Annotated in this window: 14 protein-coding genes and 1 pseudogene; 13 read left to right on the top strand and 2 right to left on the bottom strand. The window is 70.5% G+C overall.

The features are described 5' to 3' along the window. Nucleotides 1-30: 30 nt before the first annotated feature. The 3 genes from PYR72_RS06215 (at nt 31) to PYR72_RS06205 (ending at nt 2,856) form a co-directional block, all read left to right on the top strand. Nucleotides 31-1,485: an amino acid permease gene (locus PYR72_RS06215; RefSeq protein ID WP_275454304.1), complete on the top strand. Its 1,455-nt coding sequence runs from the start codon at nt 31-33 to the stop codon at nt 1,483-1,485. A 65-nt stretch (nt 1,486-1,550) separates the two neighbouring features. Further along, nucleotides 1,551-2,333 carry a cyclase family protein gene (locus PYR72_RS06210; protein ID WP_275454303.1) on the top strand — a complete coding sequence of 261 codons (783 nt, stop codon included), beginning with the start codon at nt 1,551-1,553 and terminating at the stop codon, nt 2,331-2,333. 79 nt (nt 2,334-2,412) lie between these two features. Beyond that, the gene (locus PYR72_RS06205) at nt 2,413-2,856 is read left to right on the top strand and encodes an Lrp/AsnC family transcriptional regulator (RefSeq protein WP_013006173.1); all 444 of its coding nucleotides are present in this window, start codon (nt 2,413-2,415) and stop codon (nt 2,854-2,856) included. On the opposite strand, the gene PYR72_RS06200 is transcribed toward PYR72_RS06205, so the two are convergent. Further along, the gene (locus PYR72_RS06200) at nt 2,834-4,270 is read right to left on the bottom strand and encodes an aspartate ammonia-lyase (RefSeq protein ID WP_275454302.1); all 1,437 of its coding nucleotides are present in this window, start codon (nt 4,268-4,270) and stop codon (nt 2,834-2,836) included. The genes PYR72_RS06205 and PYR72_RS06200 overlap by 23 nt on opposite strands. Nucleotides 4,271-4,468: 198 nt before the next feature. Between PYR72_RS06200 and PYR72_RS06195 the strand changes: the two genes are divergently transcribed. The 7 genes and pseudogenes from PYR72_RS06195 to PYR72_RS06165 all read left to right on the top strand — a co-directional run bounded on the left by PYR72_RS06195 (nt 4,469) and on the right by PYR72_RS06165 (nt 12,393). Next, nucleotides 4,469-5,278, top strand: coding sequence for an IclR family transcriptional regulator C-terminal domain-containing protein (locus PYR72_RS06195; protein WP_275454301.1), 810 nt, complete (start codon nt 4,469-4,471; stop codon nt 5,276-5,278). 334 nt (nt 5,279-5,612) lie between these two features. Beyond that, complete coding sequence (locus PYR72_RS06190; protein WP_275454300.1) at nt 5,613-6,179, top strand: DUF4232 domain-containing protein; 567 nt, start codon at nt 5,613-5,615, stop codon at nt 6,177-6,179. Between the two features lie 359 nt (nt 6,180-6,538). Continuing rightward, nucleotides 6,539-7,006 carry a hypothetical protein gene (locus PYR72_RS06185; RefSeq protein ID WP_275454299.1) on the top strand — a complete coding sequence of 156 codons (468 nt, stop codon included), beginning with the start codon at nt 6,539-6,541 and terminating at the stop codon, nt 7,004-7,006. A 618-nt stretch (nt 7,007-7,624) separates the two neighbouring features. Then, nucleotides 7,625-8,530 (top strand): annotated as a pseudogene (locus tag PYR72_RS06180) (non-reducing end alpha-L-arabinofuranosidase family hydrolase); the annotation flags it as partial. A 188-nt stretch (nt 8,531-8,718) separates the two neighbouring features. Further along, entirely contained in the window at nt 8,719-9,684 is a 966-nt protein-coding gene (locus PYR72_RS06175) for a 5'-nucleotidase (protein ID WP_275454298.1), read from the top strand. A gap of 257 nt (nt 9,685-9,941) precedes the next feature. Further along, entirely contained in the window at nt 9,942-11,720 is a 1,779-nt protein-coding gene (locus tag PYR72_RS06170; protein ID WP_343245515.1) for a hypothetical protein, read from the top strand. Between the two features lie 106 nt (nt 11,721-11,826). After that, a complete protein-coding gene (locus PYR72_RS06165; RefSeq protein ID WP_275454296.1) occupies nt 11,827-12,393 on the top strand; it encodes a DUF4291 domain-containing protein in 567 nt (188 codons plus the stop codon). A gap of 12 nt (nt 12,394-12,405) precedes the next feature. Here PYR72_RS06165 and PYR72_RS06160 read toward each other — a convergent pair whose 3' ends face one another. Next, on the bottom strand, nt 12,406-12,981 hold the full coding sequence (locus tag PYR72_RS06160; RefSeq protein WP_275454295.1) for a PadR family transcriptional regulator: 576 nt from the start codon (nt 12,979-12,981) through the stop codon (nt 12,406-12,408). Between the two features lie 187 nt (nt 12,982-13,168). Between PYR72_RS06160 and PYR72_RS06155 the strand changes: the two genes are divergently transcribed. The 3 genes from PYR72_RS06155 to PYR72_RS06145 all read left to right on the top strand — a co-directional run bounded on the left by PYR72_RS06155 (nt 13,169) and on the right by PYR72_RS06145 (nt 15,793). Beyond that, the gene (locus PYR72_RS06155) at nt 13,169-13,561 is read left to right on the top strand and encodes a nuclear transport factor 2 family protein (protein WP_275454294.1); all 393 of its coding nucleotides are present in this window, start codon (nt 13,169-13,171) and stop codon (nt 13,559-13,561) included. 282 nt (nt 13,562-13,843) lie between these two features. Further along, nucleotides 13,844-14,716: a class I SAM-dependent methyltransferase gene (locus tag PYR72_RS06150; RefSeq protein ID WP_275454293.1), complete on the top strand. Its 873-nt coding sequence runs from the start codon at nt 13,844-13,846 to the stop codon at nt 14,714-14,716. Nucleotides 14,717-15,184: 468 nt separating this feature from the next. Beyond that, nucleotides 15,185-15,793 (top strand): hypothetical protein, encoded by a 609-nt coding sequence (locus tag PYR72_RS06145; RefSeq protein ID WP_275454292.1) that lies wholly within the window; start codon nt 15,185-15,187, stop codon nt 15,791-15,793. The last annotated feature ends 16 nt before the right edge of the window (nt 15,794-15,809 follow it).

Genomic DNA, 15,809 nt, shown 5'->3' with positions numbered 1-15,809 from the left:
CTTCCGCTCAGCTCCGCAGAGGAGACCGCCATGTCCGTCTCAGCCGTACCGGAGAACGCTCCGGCCACCGCCGACTCCGCCCCCGAGCCGCCCGGCGACGGCCTGCGCCGCACCATGCGCTCCCGGCACCTCGTCATGATCGCCATGGGCGGTGTCATCGGCTCCGGGCTCTTCCTCAGCTCCGGATTCACCGTCTCCCAGGCCGGCCCGCTCGGTGCCGTCCTCGCCTACCTCGTGGGGGCGTTCGTCGTCTGGCTGGTGATGGCCTGCCTCGGCGAACTCGCCGTCACCTACCCCGTCTCCGGTGCCTTCCACGTCTACGCCAGCCGCTCGATCGGCCCGGCCACGGGCTTCGCCACCGCCTGGCTGTACTGGCTGACCTGGGCCGTCGCCCTCGGCTCCGAGTTCACCGCGTGCGGACTGCTGATGCAGCGATGGTTCCCGGGCGTCGACGTCTGGATCTGGTGCGTGGTCTTCGCCGCCGTCGTCTTCGGGGTGAACGCCTTCTCGGCCCGCGTCTTCGGTGAGACCGAGTACTGGTTCTCACTGGTGAAGGTCGTCGCCGTGGTCGCCCTCATCGTCCTCGGAGGCGCGGCGCTGGCCGGTTTCCACCCCCTCGCCGAGGGTGGTTCCCACCCGTTCCTGCTGGAGAACTTCAGCACCGAGGACGGCCTGTTCCCGCACGGCTTCTCCGGCGTCCTGGTCACCGTGCTCGCCGCGTTCTACGCCTTCTCCGGATCCGAGCTGATCGGCGTCGCCGCCGGCGAGACCGAGAACCCGGCCCAGGCCGTGCCCAAGGCGCTGCGCGTCACGGTCATCCGGCTGCTGGTCTTCTTCGTCGGCGCGATCACCGTGATCGCCGCGACCATCCCGTACGACGAAGTGGGCCTGGACGAGAGCCCGTTCGTCACCGTCTTCTCCTCCATCGGCATCCCCTACGCCGCCGACGTCATGAACTTCGTGATCATCACGGCGCTGCTGTCGGCCGGCAACAGCGGTCTCTACTCCTGCGCCCGCATGCTGTTCTCCCTCGCGCAGGAGAAGCAGGCGCCGCAGGCGCTGCGCCGGCTCACCCGCCGCGGCATCCCCCTGACCGCGCTGTCGCTCAGCATGCTCGGCGGTCTGGCCTCCCTGGTCAGCAGTGTCGCGGCGCCGGAGACGGTCTACCTGGTGCTGGTGTCGATCGCCGGATTCGCCGCGGTGGGGGTCTGGATGTCCATCGTCGCCGCGCAGTTTTTCCACCGACGGGCCTTCGTCCGCGGGGGAGGGGACCCGCGCACCCTGGCCTACCGGACGCCCTTCTATCCGGTGGTGCCCGTCCTCGCCTTCGTCCTGTGCCTCGCCTCGCTGGTCGGTATCGCGCTGGACCCGGCCCAGGCGACCGCCCTGTACTTCGGCGTCCCCTTCGTCGCGGGCTGCTACCTCTACCACTGGCTGCGGCACGGCCGGGACCGCACCTCAGGCACCGCGGACACGGTCGCGTGACGCCGCCCGCGGACCACGGGGCCGGCAGAGACAACCATGATCACCGAGACAGAGGACGAGCACGTATGACACCCGCCACCACCGCCGCCACGACCACCGTCGTACCGCCCCTGTGGGCCCTGCACCGGGAGCTGATGGGCAAGACGGTCCGCACCGACCTCACGCACGCCTTCCACCCCGGTCAGCCGCACTTCCCCGCCTTCCCGGACGAGAAGCGCGAGATGCCCTTCGACATGTCCCGCGGCGACGGCTTCAACGTGCACCTCTACACGATCGTCGGACAGTGGGGCACCCATGTCGACCCGCCCGTGCACTTCGTCGCCGGAGCCCGCGCCCTGGACGAGATCCCCGTCGACGAGATGATCCTCCCGCTCGTCGTCCTCGACATCTCCGACCGCGTCGCCGCCGATCCCGACGCCGTACCCACCCTCGACGACGTCGCGGCCTGGGAGTCCCGCAACGGCCGTGTCCCGCAAGGGTCGTTCGTCGCCCTGCGCACCGGCTGGGGCCGCCGCTGGCCCGACCCGGACGCCATGGCCAACAAGGACGAGGCGGGCGTCAGCCACTACCCCGGCTGGTCGGCGGACGTCCTGCGTTACCTCTTCGAGGAGGCCGGCGTCACCGCGATCGGCCACGAGCAGACCGACACCGACCCCGGACTGGCCACCTCGGCGGGCGACTTCAGCCTGGAGAGCTACGTCCTGGAACGGGACCGCTGGCAGATCGAGCTGATGGCCGGCCTCGACCGGGTGCCCGAGGCGGGCGCGCTGATCGTCGCCACCTGGCCCAAGCCGCAGGGCGGTTCGGGCTTCCCCGCCCGCGTCTTCGCCCTGCACCACCAGGACTGAACCCGGTCGTACCCGCACACACGGCTCCGGTGGCCCCAGGCCACCGGAGCCTTCGGCCAGTCAGGAGACGGACCGCGCCATGGACTCCATCGACGAGCAGATCATCACCGAACTCACCCGCAACGCCCGGATCTCCCACGCCGAACTGGGCCAGCGCGTACGGCTGTCCCGCAACGCCGTACGCCAGCGCGTCGAACGTCTGGAACGGCAGGGGCACATCGGCGGCTACACGATCGTCCGTCCCTCGTGCGGACCGGACCGGACCACGGTCGCGGCACACGTCCTGGTCTACCGGGAGGACCGGATGCGCGGCGGAGACGTCCTCGCCGCGCTCAAACGCATCCCCGAGGTGGTCTCCTGCGACGTCCTCAGCGGCCAGTTCGACCTGCTGGTCAGTGTGGAGGCCGCCTCCCTGGAACGCGTACAGGGCATCTGGGAACAGATCGCCCAGATGCCCGGTGTACGGGACACGGTGACAGCGCTGGCGCTGTCCCGGGTCGTCAGCCGGCCGCGCCGCTCATGATCCGCAGCACGGTCTCCCGGTCCAGCAGACCGAGTTCGACGACGACGTCGGCCATGTCGGTCCCGGTCCGCGACGCCCGGCGGGCCGCCTCCGCGGCGGCCTCGTGCCCGATGTGCGGGGCGAGCGCCGTCGCCGCGCCGACCGTCCCGGCGGCCCCGCGCGCGAGATGCTCCCGGTTGGCGGTGATGCCCTCCACGCACAGGGTGCGCAGCGCTGCGCAGCCACGCGTGAGCCAGACGATGTGTGTCAGCAGCAGATGCCCGATCAGCGGCTCGAACGCGTTGAGCTGCAGCTGCCCGTTGTCGGCGGCCATGGTGATGGCGACGTCCGCGCCCGCGGTGGCGAACGCGATCTGGTTCACCATCTCGGGGATCACCGGGTTCACCTTGCCCGGCATGACCGACGAACCGGCCTGTCGCGGCGGCAGGTTGATCTCCGCCAGACCCGCGTGCGGTCCGCTGGCGAGCAGCCGCAGATCGCTGCACACCTTCGACAGCTTCACCGCCGTCCGCTTCAGCACACCCGACACCAGCAGGAACACACCCGTGTCCGACGTGGCCTCCACCAGGTCGGCGGCCGGAGTGACATCGAGCCCCGTCAGCTCCCGCAGGTGCCGTACGACCGCCGCCGCGTAGCCCGGTTCCGCGGCGACGCCCGTACCGATCGCCGTCGCGCCGAGGCTGGTCTCGGCCAGCAGCGGCAGCGTCTCGCCGATCCGGGCGACGTCCTCGGTGAGCGTGACACCGAAGGCCGCGAACTCCCGGCCGAGCGTCATCGGCACGGCGTCCTGCAACTGGGTACGGCCGACCTTCACCACCGTGGCGAACTCCTCGCCCTTCGCCGCGAACTCGGCCGCCAGCAGCGTGAGTTCGGTGCGCAGTTCGGCGAGACAGGCGCTGATCGCGATCCGCAGGGCGGTCGGGTAGGTGTCGTTGGTGGACTGACAGCGGTTGACGTCGTCGAGCGGGTCCAGGTGCTCGTACCGTCCACGCGGGTGACCCAGGTGTTCCAGGGCCAGGTTCGCGATCACCTCGTTGGCGTTCATGTTCGTGCTGGTGCCCGCACCGCCCTGGACGACGTCCACGACGAACTGCTCATGGTGCCGCCCCTGCGCGACGGCCCGGCAGGCCGCCGCGATGGCCCGTACCTTGTGCGGCTCCAGCACACCGATCTCGCCGTTGGCCAGGGCCGCGGCATGCTTCACCTGGGCCAGGGCCCGTACGAGGTGGGCATGGACGCGGACGGGAACACCGCTGACGCGGAAGTTCTCCAGGGCCCGTGCCGTATGCACGCCCCAGTACGCCTCCGCGGGCACCGCCGCATCACCCAGCGCGTCGCTCTCGATCCGGAACCCGGTGCCCCGAGCACGGTTCGCCCCGCCGAATCCGCTGAGCGCGAGGTCGTGTCCAGCCATGCGGACCTCCTCCTTCCTCTCCGGTACGCCACCCGTCCGGCGGCGCGACCTCGCTCAGCGTCCCGCCCCGCGAGGTCGGTACGGCCATGCCGAAACGGCCGACGCGGCTGCCGATGCGCTCCGGTCCCACGCCACTCGTCCTGCCGTCCCTCCGCCACGACCCCGAGCCGTGGATCATCGGCCCGATATAGTGCCCGGGTGACGACCAACGGCCCCACATCCGGACAGCCGGGCCTGGGAGCGGCCTCCTCGCTGCGGATGGCCCTGCGCATGGTCAACACCGTGCTGGACCGCGAAGCCTCCGGCCGGACCGGCTTCAACGTCAGCAGGCTCGCCGACGAGGTCGGTGTCGAGCGCAGCAAGGCGTCACGCACCACCCAGGACCTGTGCGACAAGGGCTTCCTCGAACGTCGCGACGACTCGACCCTGCGCGCCGGCAACGCCTTCTTCGCCGCCGCCGCGTCCCTGCACCCGGGGCTGCTGCGCCGCAGCCGCCCCCTCCTGCGCCGCATCGCCGTCGAACACGGCGTCGGCGCACGCCTGTCCGTCCGCGACGGCGTCCAGGTCCGGCTGCTGCGTGCCGAGTCCGCCGCGGACTTCGTCCACGAGTGGCCGGGCCGGGCCGGTCTCGTCACCCCGTGCTGGTGCACCGGCGCGGGCCGTGCGCTCCTCCTCGACCACAGCGCCGAGGACATCTCCGCCCTGCTCGACGACTACGAGCTGATCGGCGTCGGCGGCCCCAACGCCGCCCACTCCGCCGCGGAACTGACCGCCGCCAACGACCGAGACCGCCTGCGCGGCATCATCGCGGCGCACGGCGAGTTCGAACATGGCGTCACCGAGTACGCCGTACCCGTCCGCGACACCGACGGGCACATCCGCGCCGCCGTGTCGGTCGTCGGCAGACAGCAGGACCTGCTCTCCCGCGAGCGCACCCTGCACACCGCCCTCACCACGGCCGCCGCCGCACTGGCGGAATCCATCGACGGCGACACGACCGACCGCTAGGTCCTCGGCCCCACCCTCGTACGCCTGCGTCTCCTCGCGCGCGACAACGTCGCAGGCCGGGCTCCCCATCCCGGACGGGCATCCCAGGCTGCCGTGTTTCTGCAGGTCACCGGGGGTGGGATCACCCCACCGTTGCATCTTGAGGGCTGGCGTTGCTCCCGGCCCATGAGGCAGCCGACGCTATGTCCGTCGCACCGGCTGAGCGGCCGTCACGACGGCGCCGCCGCGACACTGCGGCTCACGCATATCAACATGCCGCCATACCGACATGCCGATACCGGGTGGGCCAATACGTCGATACACCGACACACCGATCAGAAAGAGGAACACGCACATGAACACGAAGCCCCTCCCCGCCCGCCGAGTGGCCGTGGCCGCAGGGCTCGTCCTGGCTCTCGGATGCGGTGTGTCGGCACAGGCGTCCACCGCCGGGCCGCAGACGGTCGACGCCAAGGCCACCATCGCCGCCTGCTCCCAGAAGGACCTCGGGGTCTCCGCCACGAAGGAGCCCGCGGACAGCAAGGACGCCCGGCACCTTCTCCTGACCGTCCAGAACGCCGGCGACAAGAAGTGCAACCTCTACCGGTACCCCCTGGTACGGCTCGGCGCCGGCCGGAACACGGCCCCCGTGATCAAGGAGAGCGACGCCACCCCGGGGGTGCCCGTCACCCTCGCTCCGGGGCAGGAGGCGTATGCCGCTCTGCTCGTCAACGGCCCCATGGACGAATACGAGGCCAAGAGCATCACCCTCAGCCTCCAGGGCAGCAAGCCCGGCAGCGCCGCGGGCAAGCCGATCGATGTCCCCATGCCCGTCCCGACGCTGTACGCCAACGACTTCCAGCGGGTCACCTACTGGACGACCGCATCCGGTTTCGCCCTGGATTTCATCATGTCGCTGTGACGGACCCCGACCGGCACCGTTTCCCGGTGATCGACCGGACCCCGGGGTCCCGCTGATCACTGGCTCAACACCGGCCGGTGACACGACAGTTCCCCACGCGCCCACCTGCCCTACGCCCATCCCTGGGACACCCATGTCCTCAAGCCCAGGACACGGGGTACGGCAGGTGGGCGCGGCGATTTCCGTGCCCCGGGAGTTCGGCGAAAGTTTCGGGTCAGTCATCGAGCGGAGCCCCTGTGGGCCACCGGCCTCGGTCGGTGCGATGTGCTCCTGACCTTGCCGCGTTCGAGTCGCCCGGTGTAGGTAGCGGACTGAACGGGCTGCCGCACTCGACGGCCGGCCGAGGTGAGGAGATGCCGATGGGGTTCCAGGAGCGGTGGCAGAGCAGACAGGAAGAGCTCGCGGCTCAGGCGGAAGTCCGAGAGGGCGCCGCCGCCGATCAATGGGACGATTTCGTGGAACGGCTCCAGGGCCCCATCCTCGAACAGGCGCGGCTGGCGTTCGAACGCGGTGACGGCTGGTTCGAGACCGAGATCGACCAGCGCAGCTCGGGCAGTCTGAACCCCTACGGCAACACAGGGATGGACCTCGGCTCGCCGGCCGTGGGCAGGGTCAAGGTGGACCGCCCTGAAGCGCCTCCCTCGCCGCGTGGCGACCTGCTCTCCCGCATCGAGGATGTCGGCTGGAAGCTGCATACCGCTCAGTACATCTACGTACAGCTGGGCGAGGAGTCACGCGACAAGTGGTTGTCGTCGGGGCAGCGGGTGGCGATCAAGGGGAAGATCGTCGGCATGTACCTGTTCGAGAGGGTGGCGCCGCCGCGCTGAACCGGAGGGCGGGCGGCGGCACATCTGCGGCCCGCGCTTCGGCGCGGCGCGGCGCGGCGGCAGTGCCACCGGACCCTCTTCGGCGCGGCGCCCCGGGGGACGGACTCTCTTCGCTGATGCAAGGCGCGGTCGGCGGCTTCAGTGGCAACCGACAGCGGCGGGGCGATTCGAAAAATTCGGCGTCCATGGCGAATCTTGCGTGAAGTATTGACGTCGCCTGTCGCTTCCCTATGATCCGACTGGTCGACACTTCGCCCCTCGTTCGATATTACGCACACGCCAGACCTGCCCGCTCGCAGAGCGAGGCGGTTCCGGGTCGCGCCCACGCCATGCCGAGCCGCAGGGAGTACGTCGCTCATGTCTATGTCATGCACGCGTCACTACCGCACCTGAGGCGAGACCCGCGGCTCTGCCGGACCCCGGCTGCTCACGGACGGCGGTCCGACGGGCCGCGCCACACGGAGCCCCAGCCCCTCACCCAAGAATCGAGAGGTCGTCATGCGCAAAGCGAACTTCACCCGTAAGCGTCTGTCCATGGGCCTGGCCGCCACGGTCGCGGCCCTGGTCTCGACAGCGGCGTCGCTCGTCGCCAACCCGGCTCAGGCGGCCACCAACGCGTGCGCCCTTCCGTCGACGTACCGCTGGACATCGACCGGCGCGTTGGCGCAGCCGGCGAACGGGTGGACCTCGGTGAAGGACTTCACCACCGTGACGTACAACGGAAAACACCTGGTCTACGCGTCGAACGTGGCGGGCTCGTCCTACGGCTCGATGCGGTTCAGCCCCTTCACGAACTGGTCGGACATGGCCTCGGCCGGCCAGGCCGGCATGAACCAGGCCGCGGTGGCACCGACCCTGTTCTACTTCGCACCCAAGAACGTGTGGGTGCTGGCGTACCAGTGGGGTTCGTGGCCCTTCATCTACCGCACGTCGAGCGACCCCACCAATCCCAACGGCTGGTCCGCGCCGAAGCCGCTGTTCACCGGCAGCATCTCGGGCTCGGGCACCGGTCCGATCGACCAGACGCTGATCGCCGACGGCCAGAACATGTACCTGTTCTTCGCCGGTGACAACGGCAAGATCTACCGGGCGAGCATGCCGATCGGGAACTTCCCGGGCAGCTTCGGTTCGTCGTACACGACGATCATGAGCGACACCGAGAAGAACCTGTTCGAGGCTCCGCAGGTCTACAAGGTCCAGGGTGCGAACCAGTACCTCATGATCGTCGAGGCTCGGGGCGCGAGCGAGCGGCGCTACTTCCGCTCGTTCACGGCCAGCAGCCTGGGCGGTTCGTGGACGCCACAGGCGGCCAGCGAGAACAACCCCTTCGCGGGCAAGGCCAACAGCGGTGCCGGGTGGACCAACGACATCAGCCACGGCGACCTGGTCCGCAACAACCCCGACCAGACCATGACCATCGACCCCTGCAACCTGCAGTTCCTCTACCAGGGCAAGTCCCCCTCGGCGAGCGGTCCGTACAACCAACTGCCCTGGCGGCCGGGCGTCCTGACCCTGCAGCGCTGACCCGGCGCGTCCGGGACGCCGATGAACGAGTGCCTGACAGGACAGCTTTCCCGTCAGGCACTCTCGCGTACGGGCGGTGCCGTCGCGCTCGTCCGCCCCCAGTGCGCCCCCGGCGCCGCCCACCCCCGTGGTGTGCGCCGATCTACGATGTGGGGGCGTGTGCGCGCAGCAGTGCGGGGGAGGATGACGTGGCCGTCTACGAGCTGAGGAACCGTCTGGTCGTCGGTATCGCCTCCAGCGCACTGTTCGACCTGGCCGAGGCGGACGCCGTCTTCCGCGACCAGGGTGAGGACGCCTATCGCGCGTACCAGGAGGACCATGTCGACGACACACTGGGGAAAGGGGTCGCGTTCCCCTTCATCCGCAGGCTGTTGTCCCTGAACGACCTCTCACCCGAGGACCCCTTGGTCGAGGTCATCATCCTGTCCCGCAACGATCCCGACACCGGTCTGCGGGTCATGCGGTCGATCCAGACCCACCATCTGCCGATCAGCCGGGCGATCTTCATGCAGGGCCGCTCGCCGTACCACTTCATGCCCGCCCTGAACATGTCCCTGTTCCTGTCCGCGAACGAGGACGACGTCCGCGAGGCCGTCGCGCTCGGGCTGCCCGCCGGGCGCGTGATCGGTCCAGCCGTGGCGGACGTGGGCGACGACCAGGATCTGCGGATCGCCTTCGACTTCGACGGCGTCCTCGCCGACGACGCCGCGGAACAGGTCTACCAGGCCGACGGCATCGAGGGCTTCCGCTTCCACGAGACGGCGAACGCCGCCACTCCGCACGACCCGGGCCCGCTGCGCGACTTCCTCGCAGGCGTGAACATGCTCCAGCGGCGGGAGGAGGAGCGACGGGCCGCAGACGCCGACTACGCGAGCCGCGTCCACGTCTCCCTCGTCACGGCCCGCGACGCGCCCGCCCACGAACGGTCGGTGCGCAGCCTGAAGAACTGGGGCGTGACCGTCAACAACGCCTTCTTCCTCGGCGGCATAGACAAGAGCACGATCATGGAAGTCCTCAGGCCCCATATCTTCTTCGACGATCAGGTGGGGCATCTGACCGGCACCGCCCGCAGCACGCCCAGCGTGCATGTGCCCTTCGGCAAGATCAACGCACCGGGCGGGCCGGCGTCCGACCAGGCCCAGCGCCAGGGCTGACGGCCTTCTCCTACGCCCTTGTTCCACGTCCTTGTCTCACGCCCTTGTCCCGCGCCCCTGTCCCACGCCCTTGTCCCGCGCTCTTGTCCGACCGCCGAGCCGGCGGGGATCATGATCGCGTGCATCCCCGAGAGAGACTCCACGCCCTGCTCCCGTGCGCCGGACTCACGCTTGTCGAGGACGTACGTCCAGGGAGCCTGTTCCCGCCGGAGGCTGGCTGGCGCGTCGCACGAGGCATCGCGGCACCGGACGGTGTCGTGCGGGAAGCGCTCGACGCCGGGTGGTGGCGCCGGCTCGCGGACGCCGAAGGCGAGTTCCTGGTGGCCGTCCTCGGACACAGGATCGGCGGCAACGACGCCTGGTGGACCCGCGTCCGACACGACGGCACGGGTGTGCCGGGGCTGACCGGGGACCCCGGCTTCGTGGCGCTCTCCCTCGACGGGCAGGTGCTGCTCGCCGAGGTGCCCGCCGAGGACGGCACCCGGGTGACCGCGGTGGACCGGCTGCCGGAGCGACTGGAGGAGGCCGCCGCGGCCGTCGCGCGCGAGACGGAGGCCGAGCGTGCCGAGGTGTGGGCCGCGGTGCCCGGCCGGCCCGCGTGGCCGCTGCGCTGGGCGGAGGGCATCGGCTCGAATCCGGCCGCACCGGACGACCTGCTGATCGAACTGCTGGATGTCGCGGAGGGCTTCCTGCACGGCTGCGAGCGGCCCGCCGTTCTCGACGCCGCCGTCGCGCACCCCGATCCACGGGTGCGCGCGAGGTCGGCCGACACCTTCCGTCCCAAGCTCACGCCCGATCAGTGGATACGCCTCGTCCGCTCCGAACCCTCACCGAGCCGGCGCGTGCTCTGGGCGGAGCAGGCCTGCGTGTGCGGCGTCGAACTGCCCGAGGACCTGTACGACGAGTTCCTCGCCGGTCCGTCCCGTGACCTGGCCGCCCGGTTCCCCGGACTCCCCGCCGACCGTCTCCCGGACCTCGCGGCCGACGCCGATCCCGGGGTGAGGGAGGCTGCCTGCGCCCGGTGGGACGACCTCACCGCGGCACTGCGGGAGCGGCTGCTGGCCGACACCGACGACACCGTCCGTACGGCCGCGTTGCTCGCCCACCACGCCGGTGTCCCCATGCCGCGCGAGGTCTTCGCCGCCCTGCCCGACCCGTCGCGGGCGCTCGAACGATGCCGCCTCGCACCCGAGTTGGAGGCGGAGCTGGTCCGGGACGGGGACGCCGGGGCGCGCCGTGCGCTGGCCGCCAATCCGGGCCTGAGCGCCGCAGGCGTCGCCGTGCTGGCGGAGGATCCCCAGGCAGGCGTTCGCTCGGCGGTGGCGCTGCGCCCCGACCTCACCGAGGAGCAACGAGCCGGCGTACGCCACGACTTCGACCCCAAGCTGATGTCGCACACCCTGCCCTGGGTGCGCGACCTGCACGGTGATGCCGATGCCCTGCGCCGGCTCGCCGCGTCGTCCCACCCGCTGGTCCGCCGCAGCGTGGCGCGAGCCCGGCACCTTCCGCCGGACGTCGTGGAGCTTCTGGCCCGGGACGAGGACCGGGCCGTTCGCCTGTTCCTCGCCGAATCGTGCGACGACGCACCGGCCGACCTGCTGTTGGAGGTCTGGGGCTGGTGGGACGGCAGCTTCAGCCACCCCGGCCGCCCGCGCAGCCACCCCAACTTCCCCCGGACGGGCCTGCTGCGCCATGCGGACGACCCCAGCGGGCGGATGCGCCGTCTGGTCCTGGACGACCCGGAGTCGACACCGGCCGATGTCGCACGCCTGGTCCGGGATCCCGAACCCGAGGTGCGCCGCCGCGCGGCCGAGGACCCCCGGCTGTCACCGATCGACGCCGTGCGGCTGCTGGACGACCCGGAGTCCTTCGTCCGTCACACGGCGACGCGCAGTCCCAGGCTGCCGGCCCGTGTCCTGGCCGGGCTCCTGCACGACCGCGACACGGCAGGCGTGGCGGTCACCAATCCGGCGATCCCGGTCCCCGTCCTGCACCGCCTCCTGGCCGCGGCCTCGGACGCCGTGGCGGCGCTCTGAGCCGACGGACGTGCGGTGGGGGAGTCCGTGGCAGGACACCCGGCACACCGGCCACGGCGGGAAAACGGTTCGCGACGTCGGTGGAGCGAATGACAGGGTGCGGCACATGGCACCCCCGTACCAGATCCGAGCGGACCACGACGCCGACACGATCGTCGTCTACCAGGCGTACGCGCCCGCCATAGCCGACGCGGCGCTGCGAGCGGGCCGCTTCGTCGCACCGTTCTCGTTCCGCAGGATGACATGGATCAAGCCCTCGTTCCCGTGGCTGATGCACCGCAGCAACTGGGCCCGCAAACCCGGCCAGGAACGCGTGCTCGCCGTGCGGATGTCCCGGCAGGGCTGGGAGGAGGCCCTGTCCCGGGCCGTGCTCACCACCGCGGATCCGGCAGCCGTCGCCCGGGCGGCGGTGCACGTCCAGTGGGACCCGGAACGCTCGTCGCGCGGAGCCGCGCTGAACCATTACAGCATCCAGGTCGGCATCGGCCGCGATCTCATCCGCACCTTCACCGACGACTGGATCGTCAGCCTCACGGACCTCACCCCCCAGGTCCGCAAGGCCGCGACACTGACACAGACCGGGCATGCCGCCAAGGCCCAGCGGCTGTTCCCGGCGGAACGGGTGTATCCGCTGCCACCGCACCTGGAACGCCTCCTGACCCCGGGCGGATGACGCCCGACGCCCCTAATCGCCCGTCTGCTCCACGGCCGCGCGCTGATCGAGCCTGCGCAGCGCCATGTCCCCCCACTGCAGGTTGTCCCGTTCGAAAGACATCCCGCGCAACAGGGTGAGGTAGGGGCCGATGCGTTCGGCCTCGGCGAAGTACGCCTCCTCCGAGCGCCCGTCGAGGAGACGCAGGCGGAGCCGCTCGTAGCGGGCGAGCTTGGCGGTGGCCCAGTCCATGCGCTCGGTGACGGCGGCCCGTACGGCGTCGAGGTCGCCCGCGTCCAGACACTGCACCTTGACCAGCAACTCGTCCCGGATCACCGCCGGTTTGCCCAAGGGTTCCGCGGTGTAGGCGCGGACGGCCTCCCGGCCCGCTTCCGTCAGTGAGAACAGCCGTTTGTTGGGACGGCGTTCCTGCTCGACCACCCGGGCGGTGACCAGCCCGTCCGTCTCCATGCGGTCCAGCTCCCGGTAGAGCTGCTGAGGCGTCGACATCCAGAAGTTGGCGACCGTCGCGTCGAACGCCTTCGCGAGGTCGTACCCGGACGCCTCGCCCTCCAACAGTGCGGCCATGACCGCGTTCCGCAGTGCCATGGGCACACGCTAACAGCAGAGTGACTAATCAACGAGGTGAGTAGAGTCTCGCTCTCTACGTCCGCTCTCTATGGCAGCTCTTCGTGTCTGCTCTCCATGTCCTGCCCATGCTTATGGACAGAGCAAGGGTCCAGCCTCTAGCCTCCCTCACGGTTATTCAATTAGTTGCATAAGAGAGGTCGGTTTCATGCATCCCTTCCGCAAGGCCGTCGAGAGCGACGACATGGACGCGGTGGCCGCGCTGCTGGCCGACGACGTCGTCTTCACCAGTCCGGTCGCCTTCCAGCCGTACTCGGGCAAGCCGATCACCGCCGCGATCCTGCGCGCGGTCTCCCGCGTCTTCGAGGACTTCACGTACGTCCGTGAGATCGCCAACCCCGACGGCCGCGACCACGCCCTCGTCTTCACTGCCACCGTCGGCGGCAAGAAGCTCCAGGGCTGCGACTTCCTGCACTTCGACGAGCACGGCCGCATCGACGAGTTCACGGTGATGGTGCGTCCGCTCTCGGCCGCGATGGCACTGTCCGAAGCGATGGGCGCCCAGTTCGACCGGATCGCCAAGGAGGCGGCCGGCGAGTGACCGCGCCTTCGAGCGGCCTCGGGGCTTCGGCCGCCCGGCCGGGGGAGTCGTACGGGACGCCGTGCCGAACGGGTGAGGCGGTCATGGCCGGAAGGACCGGCCCGGTGGCCGCCTGACGGCGCCGCAGGCTGACGCTCCGGTACAGATCTGGTACTACGGGACGGTGTACCCCGTTCCTGGAGTCTGTTCATTTCTGTACCGTTTCGTTCCGTGGCGGGCGGCGCGTTCGCTCGCTCCGTCACCGTCGTCGCGGTCCCGCGTGCGCGCAGAAGGAGAACCGTCGTGAGCGAACTTCCCGACCCGGTCGAGGCCGACCGCGCCCTCAAGGCCAAGCACAGGGCGATGTGGGCACAGGGTGACTACCCGGCCGTGGCCGCCGAGATCATCCCCGAACTGGGCCCGGTCCTGGTCGAGGCGTGCGGGTTGCGCGGCGAGGGCGGCCGAGGAGCTTCCGGCGCCGCGGGGCGGCCGGTCCGTGTGCTGGACGTGGCGGCCGGTTCCGGCAACGCGGCGATCCCCGCGGCGCTGGCCGGCGCGAGCGTGGTGGCGAGCGACCTGACCCCGGAGCTGTTCGAGGCCGGACGGCGGCTCGCGGCGGAGCGGGGCGTCGAGGTGGAGTGGCGACAGGCCGACGCCGAGGCGCTGCCGTTCGAGGACGACGAGTTCGACACGGTGCTGTCCTGCGTCGGGGTCATGTTCGCCCCGCATCACCAGGCAGCCGCCGACGAGCTGGTCCGCGTCTGCCGCCCCGGAGGCACGATCGGCCTGCTGAGCTGGACGCCCGAGGGCTTCCTCGGCAAGATGCTCGCCACCATGAAGCCGTACATGCCGCCCCCGCCGCCCGGTGCGCAGCCGCCGCCCCTGTGGGGGGACGAGGCGCATGTCCGCGCCCTGCTCGGGGACCGGGTCACGGACGTCGAGGCACGCAAGCAGACGGTCCTCGTCGACCGTTTCAAGAGCCCCGAGGAGTTCCGCGACTACTTCAAGGCACGCTACGGCCCCACCATCGCGGCCTACCGGGCCGTGGCCGACGACCCCGCCCGCACGGCCGCGCTGGACCGGGACCTCGCCGAACTCGCCCAGCGGCACGACCGGGGAGCGGGCAGCACGGCGATGGAGTGGGAGTACCTGCTGTTCACGGCCCGCACCGTGTGACCGCCTGACAGCACGTGAGAAAGGGCGCCGCGGCCCGACCGAGGTCTGTCGCGGCGCCCGCCGGGATCTGCTCGATGTGCCGTGAACGTCGCCGCCCAGTTGGCTGGAACCAGTGTCTCGGTAGCGGTCTCGGCGGTGAACAGGCAGGTCCGGTGCGGCCGTTGCGGACGGGGAGCCGCCGGTCCGGGCTCGAAGCACGCGTGGGGTGTCGGGCGCCGGCCCCGCCGGCTCGCGGTGCGTCGCACGCCGGTCCTCGGATCGCTTGCTGCAGGGGGGATGTCGGGTGGGCTCGTCCAGGGATTCCCGCGGTTCGCCGACCTGGTTTCGCCGCCCGTTCTCCCCTGGGAATCCTTCGGGCAATCTCTGGTGAAGAGGCTCCCCGGGCCTGCTAGTCTTCGGCGTCTTGTCGCACATTCGTGCGCATACATCACGCCATTCGTTGCACCTGTCTGACGGGGGAATTCTGTCATGTCCGAGTCATCGCCATCGCCGTCGTCGCCATCGAGCGGTAACCCGTTCGCCCAGCAGCCTGCCGACGCCAATCCGTACGCGCAGCAGCCTGCCGACGGCAACCCGTTCGCCCAGCAGCCCACCGACGGCAATCCGTTCGCTCAGCAGCCCGGTGCCGCTGTGCCGCCTCCGGCCCCCTACGCGCCTCCGGCGGCTTCGTTCGACAGCAGCCTCGTCATGGGCCTGGTGGCCGCCGTCGTCACGGCGCTGGTCACCGCCGGCGTCTACGGCGCGATAGTCGGCGCGACCGAGTACGAGATCGGGTACGCGGCTGTCGGCGTCGGCTTCCTCATCGGCTTCGCGGCGGGCAGGATCGGCGGCGCCAGTCCCGTGCTGCCGGTGGTCAGCGCACTGCTGTCGGTGGGCGCCGTCTACCTCGGCCAGCTCATCGGCCTCGCGATGATCGGTGCCGACGAAATCGGTGTCTCCGCGACCTCTCTGTTCCTCGACCACTTCGACGTGCTGACCGACGGGTGGAGCGAGACGGCCGACCCGATGACCTTCCTGTTCCTCGGCATCGGCGCTTTCGCCGCCTTCTCGGGCGCGAAGAAGGCCGTCGCCCGGTAGACACGTGGGGGCCAGG

Source organism: Streptomyces sp. VNUA24 (assembly GCF_029167005.1).
Lineage (GTDB): Bacteria > Actinomycetota > Actinomycetes > Streptomycetales > Streptomycetaceae > Streptomyces > Streptomyces scabiei.
Note: the sequence above shows the minus strand (reverse complement) of the source record. Positions and strands in the feature narration are given on the sequence as shown.

Bases quoted from the DNA above. Each gene is read 5' to 3' on its own strand.
- PYR72_RS06190 (WP_275454300.1), top strand. From the start codon at position 5,613: ATGAACACGAAGCCCCTCCCCGCCCGCCGAGTGGCCGTGGCCGCAGGG.
- PYR72_RS06165 (WP_275454296.1), top strand. From the start codon at position 11,827: ATGGCACCCCCGTACCAGATCCGAGCGGACCACGACGCCGACACGATC.
- PYR72_RS06185 (WP_275454299.1), top strand. From the start codon at position 6,539: ATGGGGTTCCAGGAGCGGTGGCAGAGCAGACAGGAAGAGCTCGCGGCT.
- PYR72_RS06210 (WP_275454303.1), top strand. From the start codon at position 1,551: ATGACACCCGCCACCACCGCCGCCACGACCACCGTCGTACCGCCCCTG.
- PYR72_RS06205 (WP_013006173.1), top strand. From the start codon at position 2,413: ATGGACTCCATCGACGAGCAGATCATCACCGAACTCACCCGCAACGCC.
- PYR72_RS06200 (WP_275454302.1), bottom strand. From the start codon at position 4,270: ATGGCTGGACACGACCTCGCGCTCAGCGGATTCGGCGGGGCGAACCGT.
- PYR72_RS06160 (WP_275454295.1), bottom strand. From the start codon at position 12,981: ATGGCACTGCGGAACGCGGTCATGGCCGCACTGTTGGAGGGCGAGGCG.
- PYR72_RS06215 (WP_275454304.1), top strand. From the start codon at position 31: ATGTCCGTCTCAGCCGTACCGGAGAACGCTCCGGCCACCGCCGACTCC.
- PYR72_RS06155 (WP_275454294.1), top strand. From the start codon at position 13,169: ATGCATCCCTTCCGCAAGGCCGTCGAGAGCGACGACATGGACGCGGTG.
- PYR72_RS06145 (WP_275454292.1), top strand. From the start codon at position 15,185: ATGTCCGAGTCATCGCCATCGCCGTCGTCGCCATCGAGCGGTAACCCG.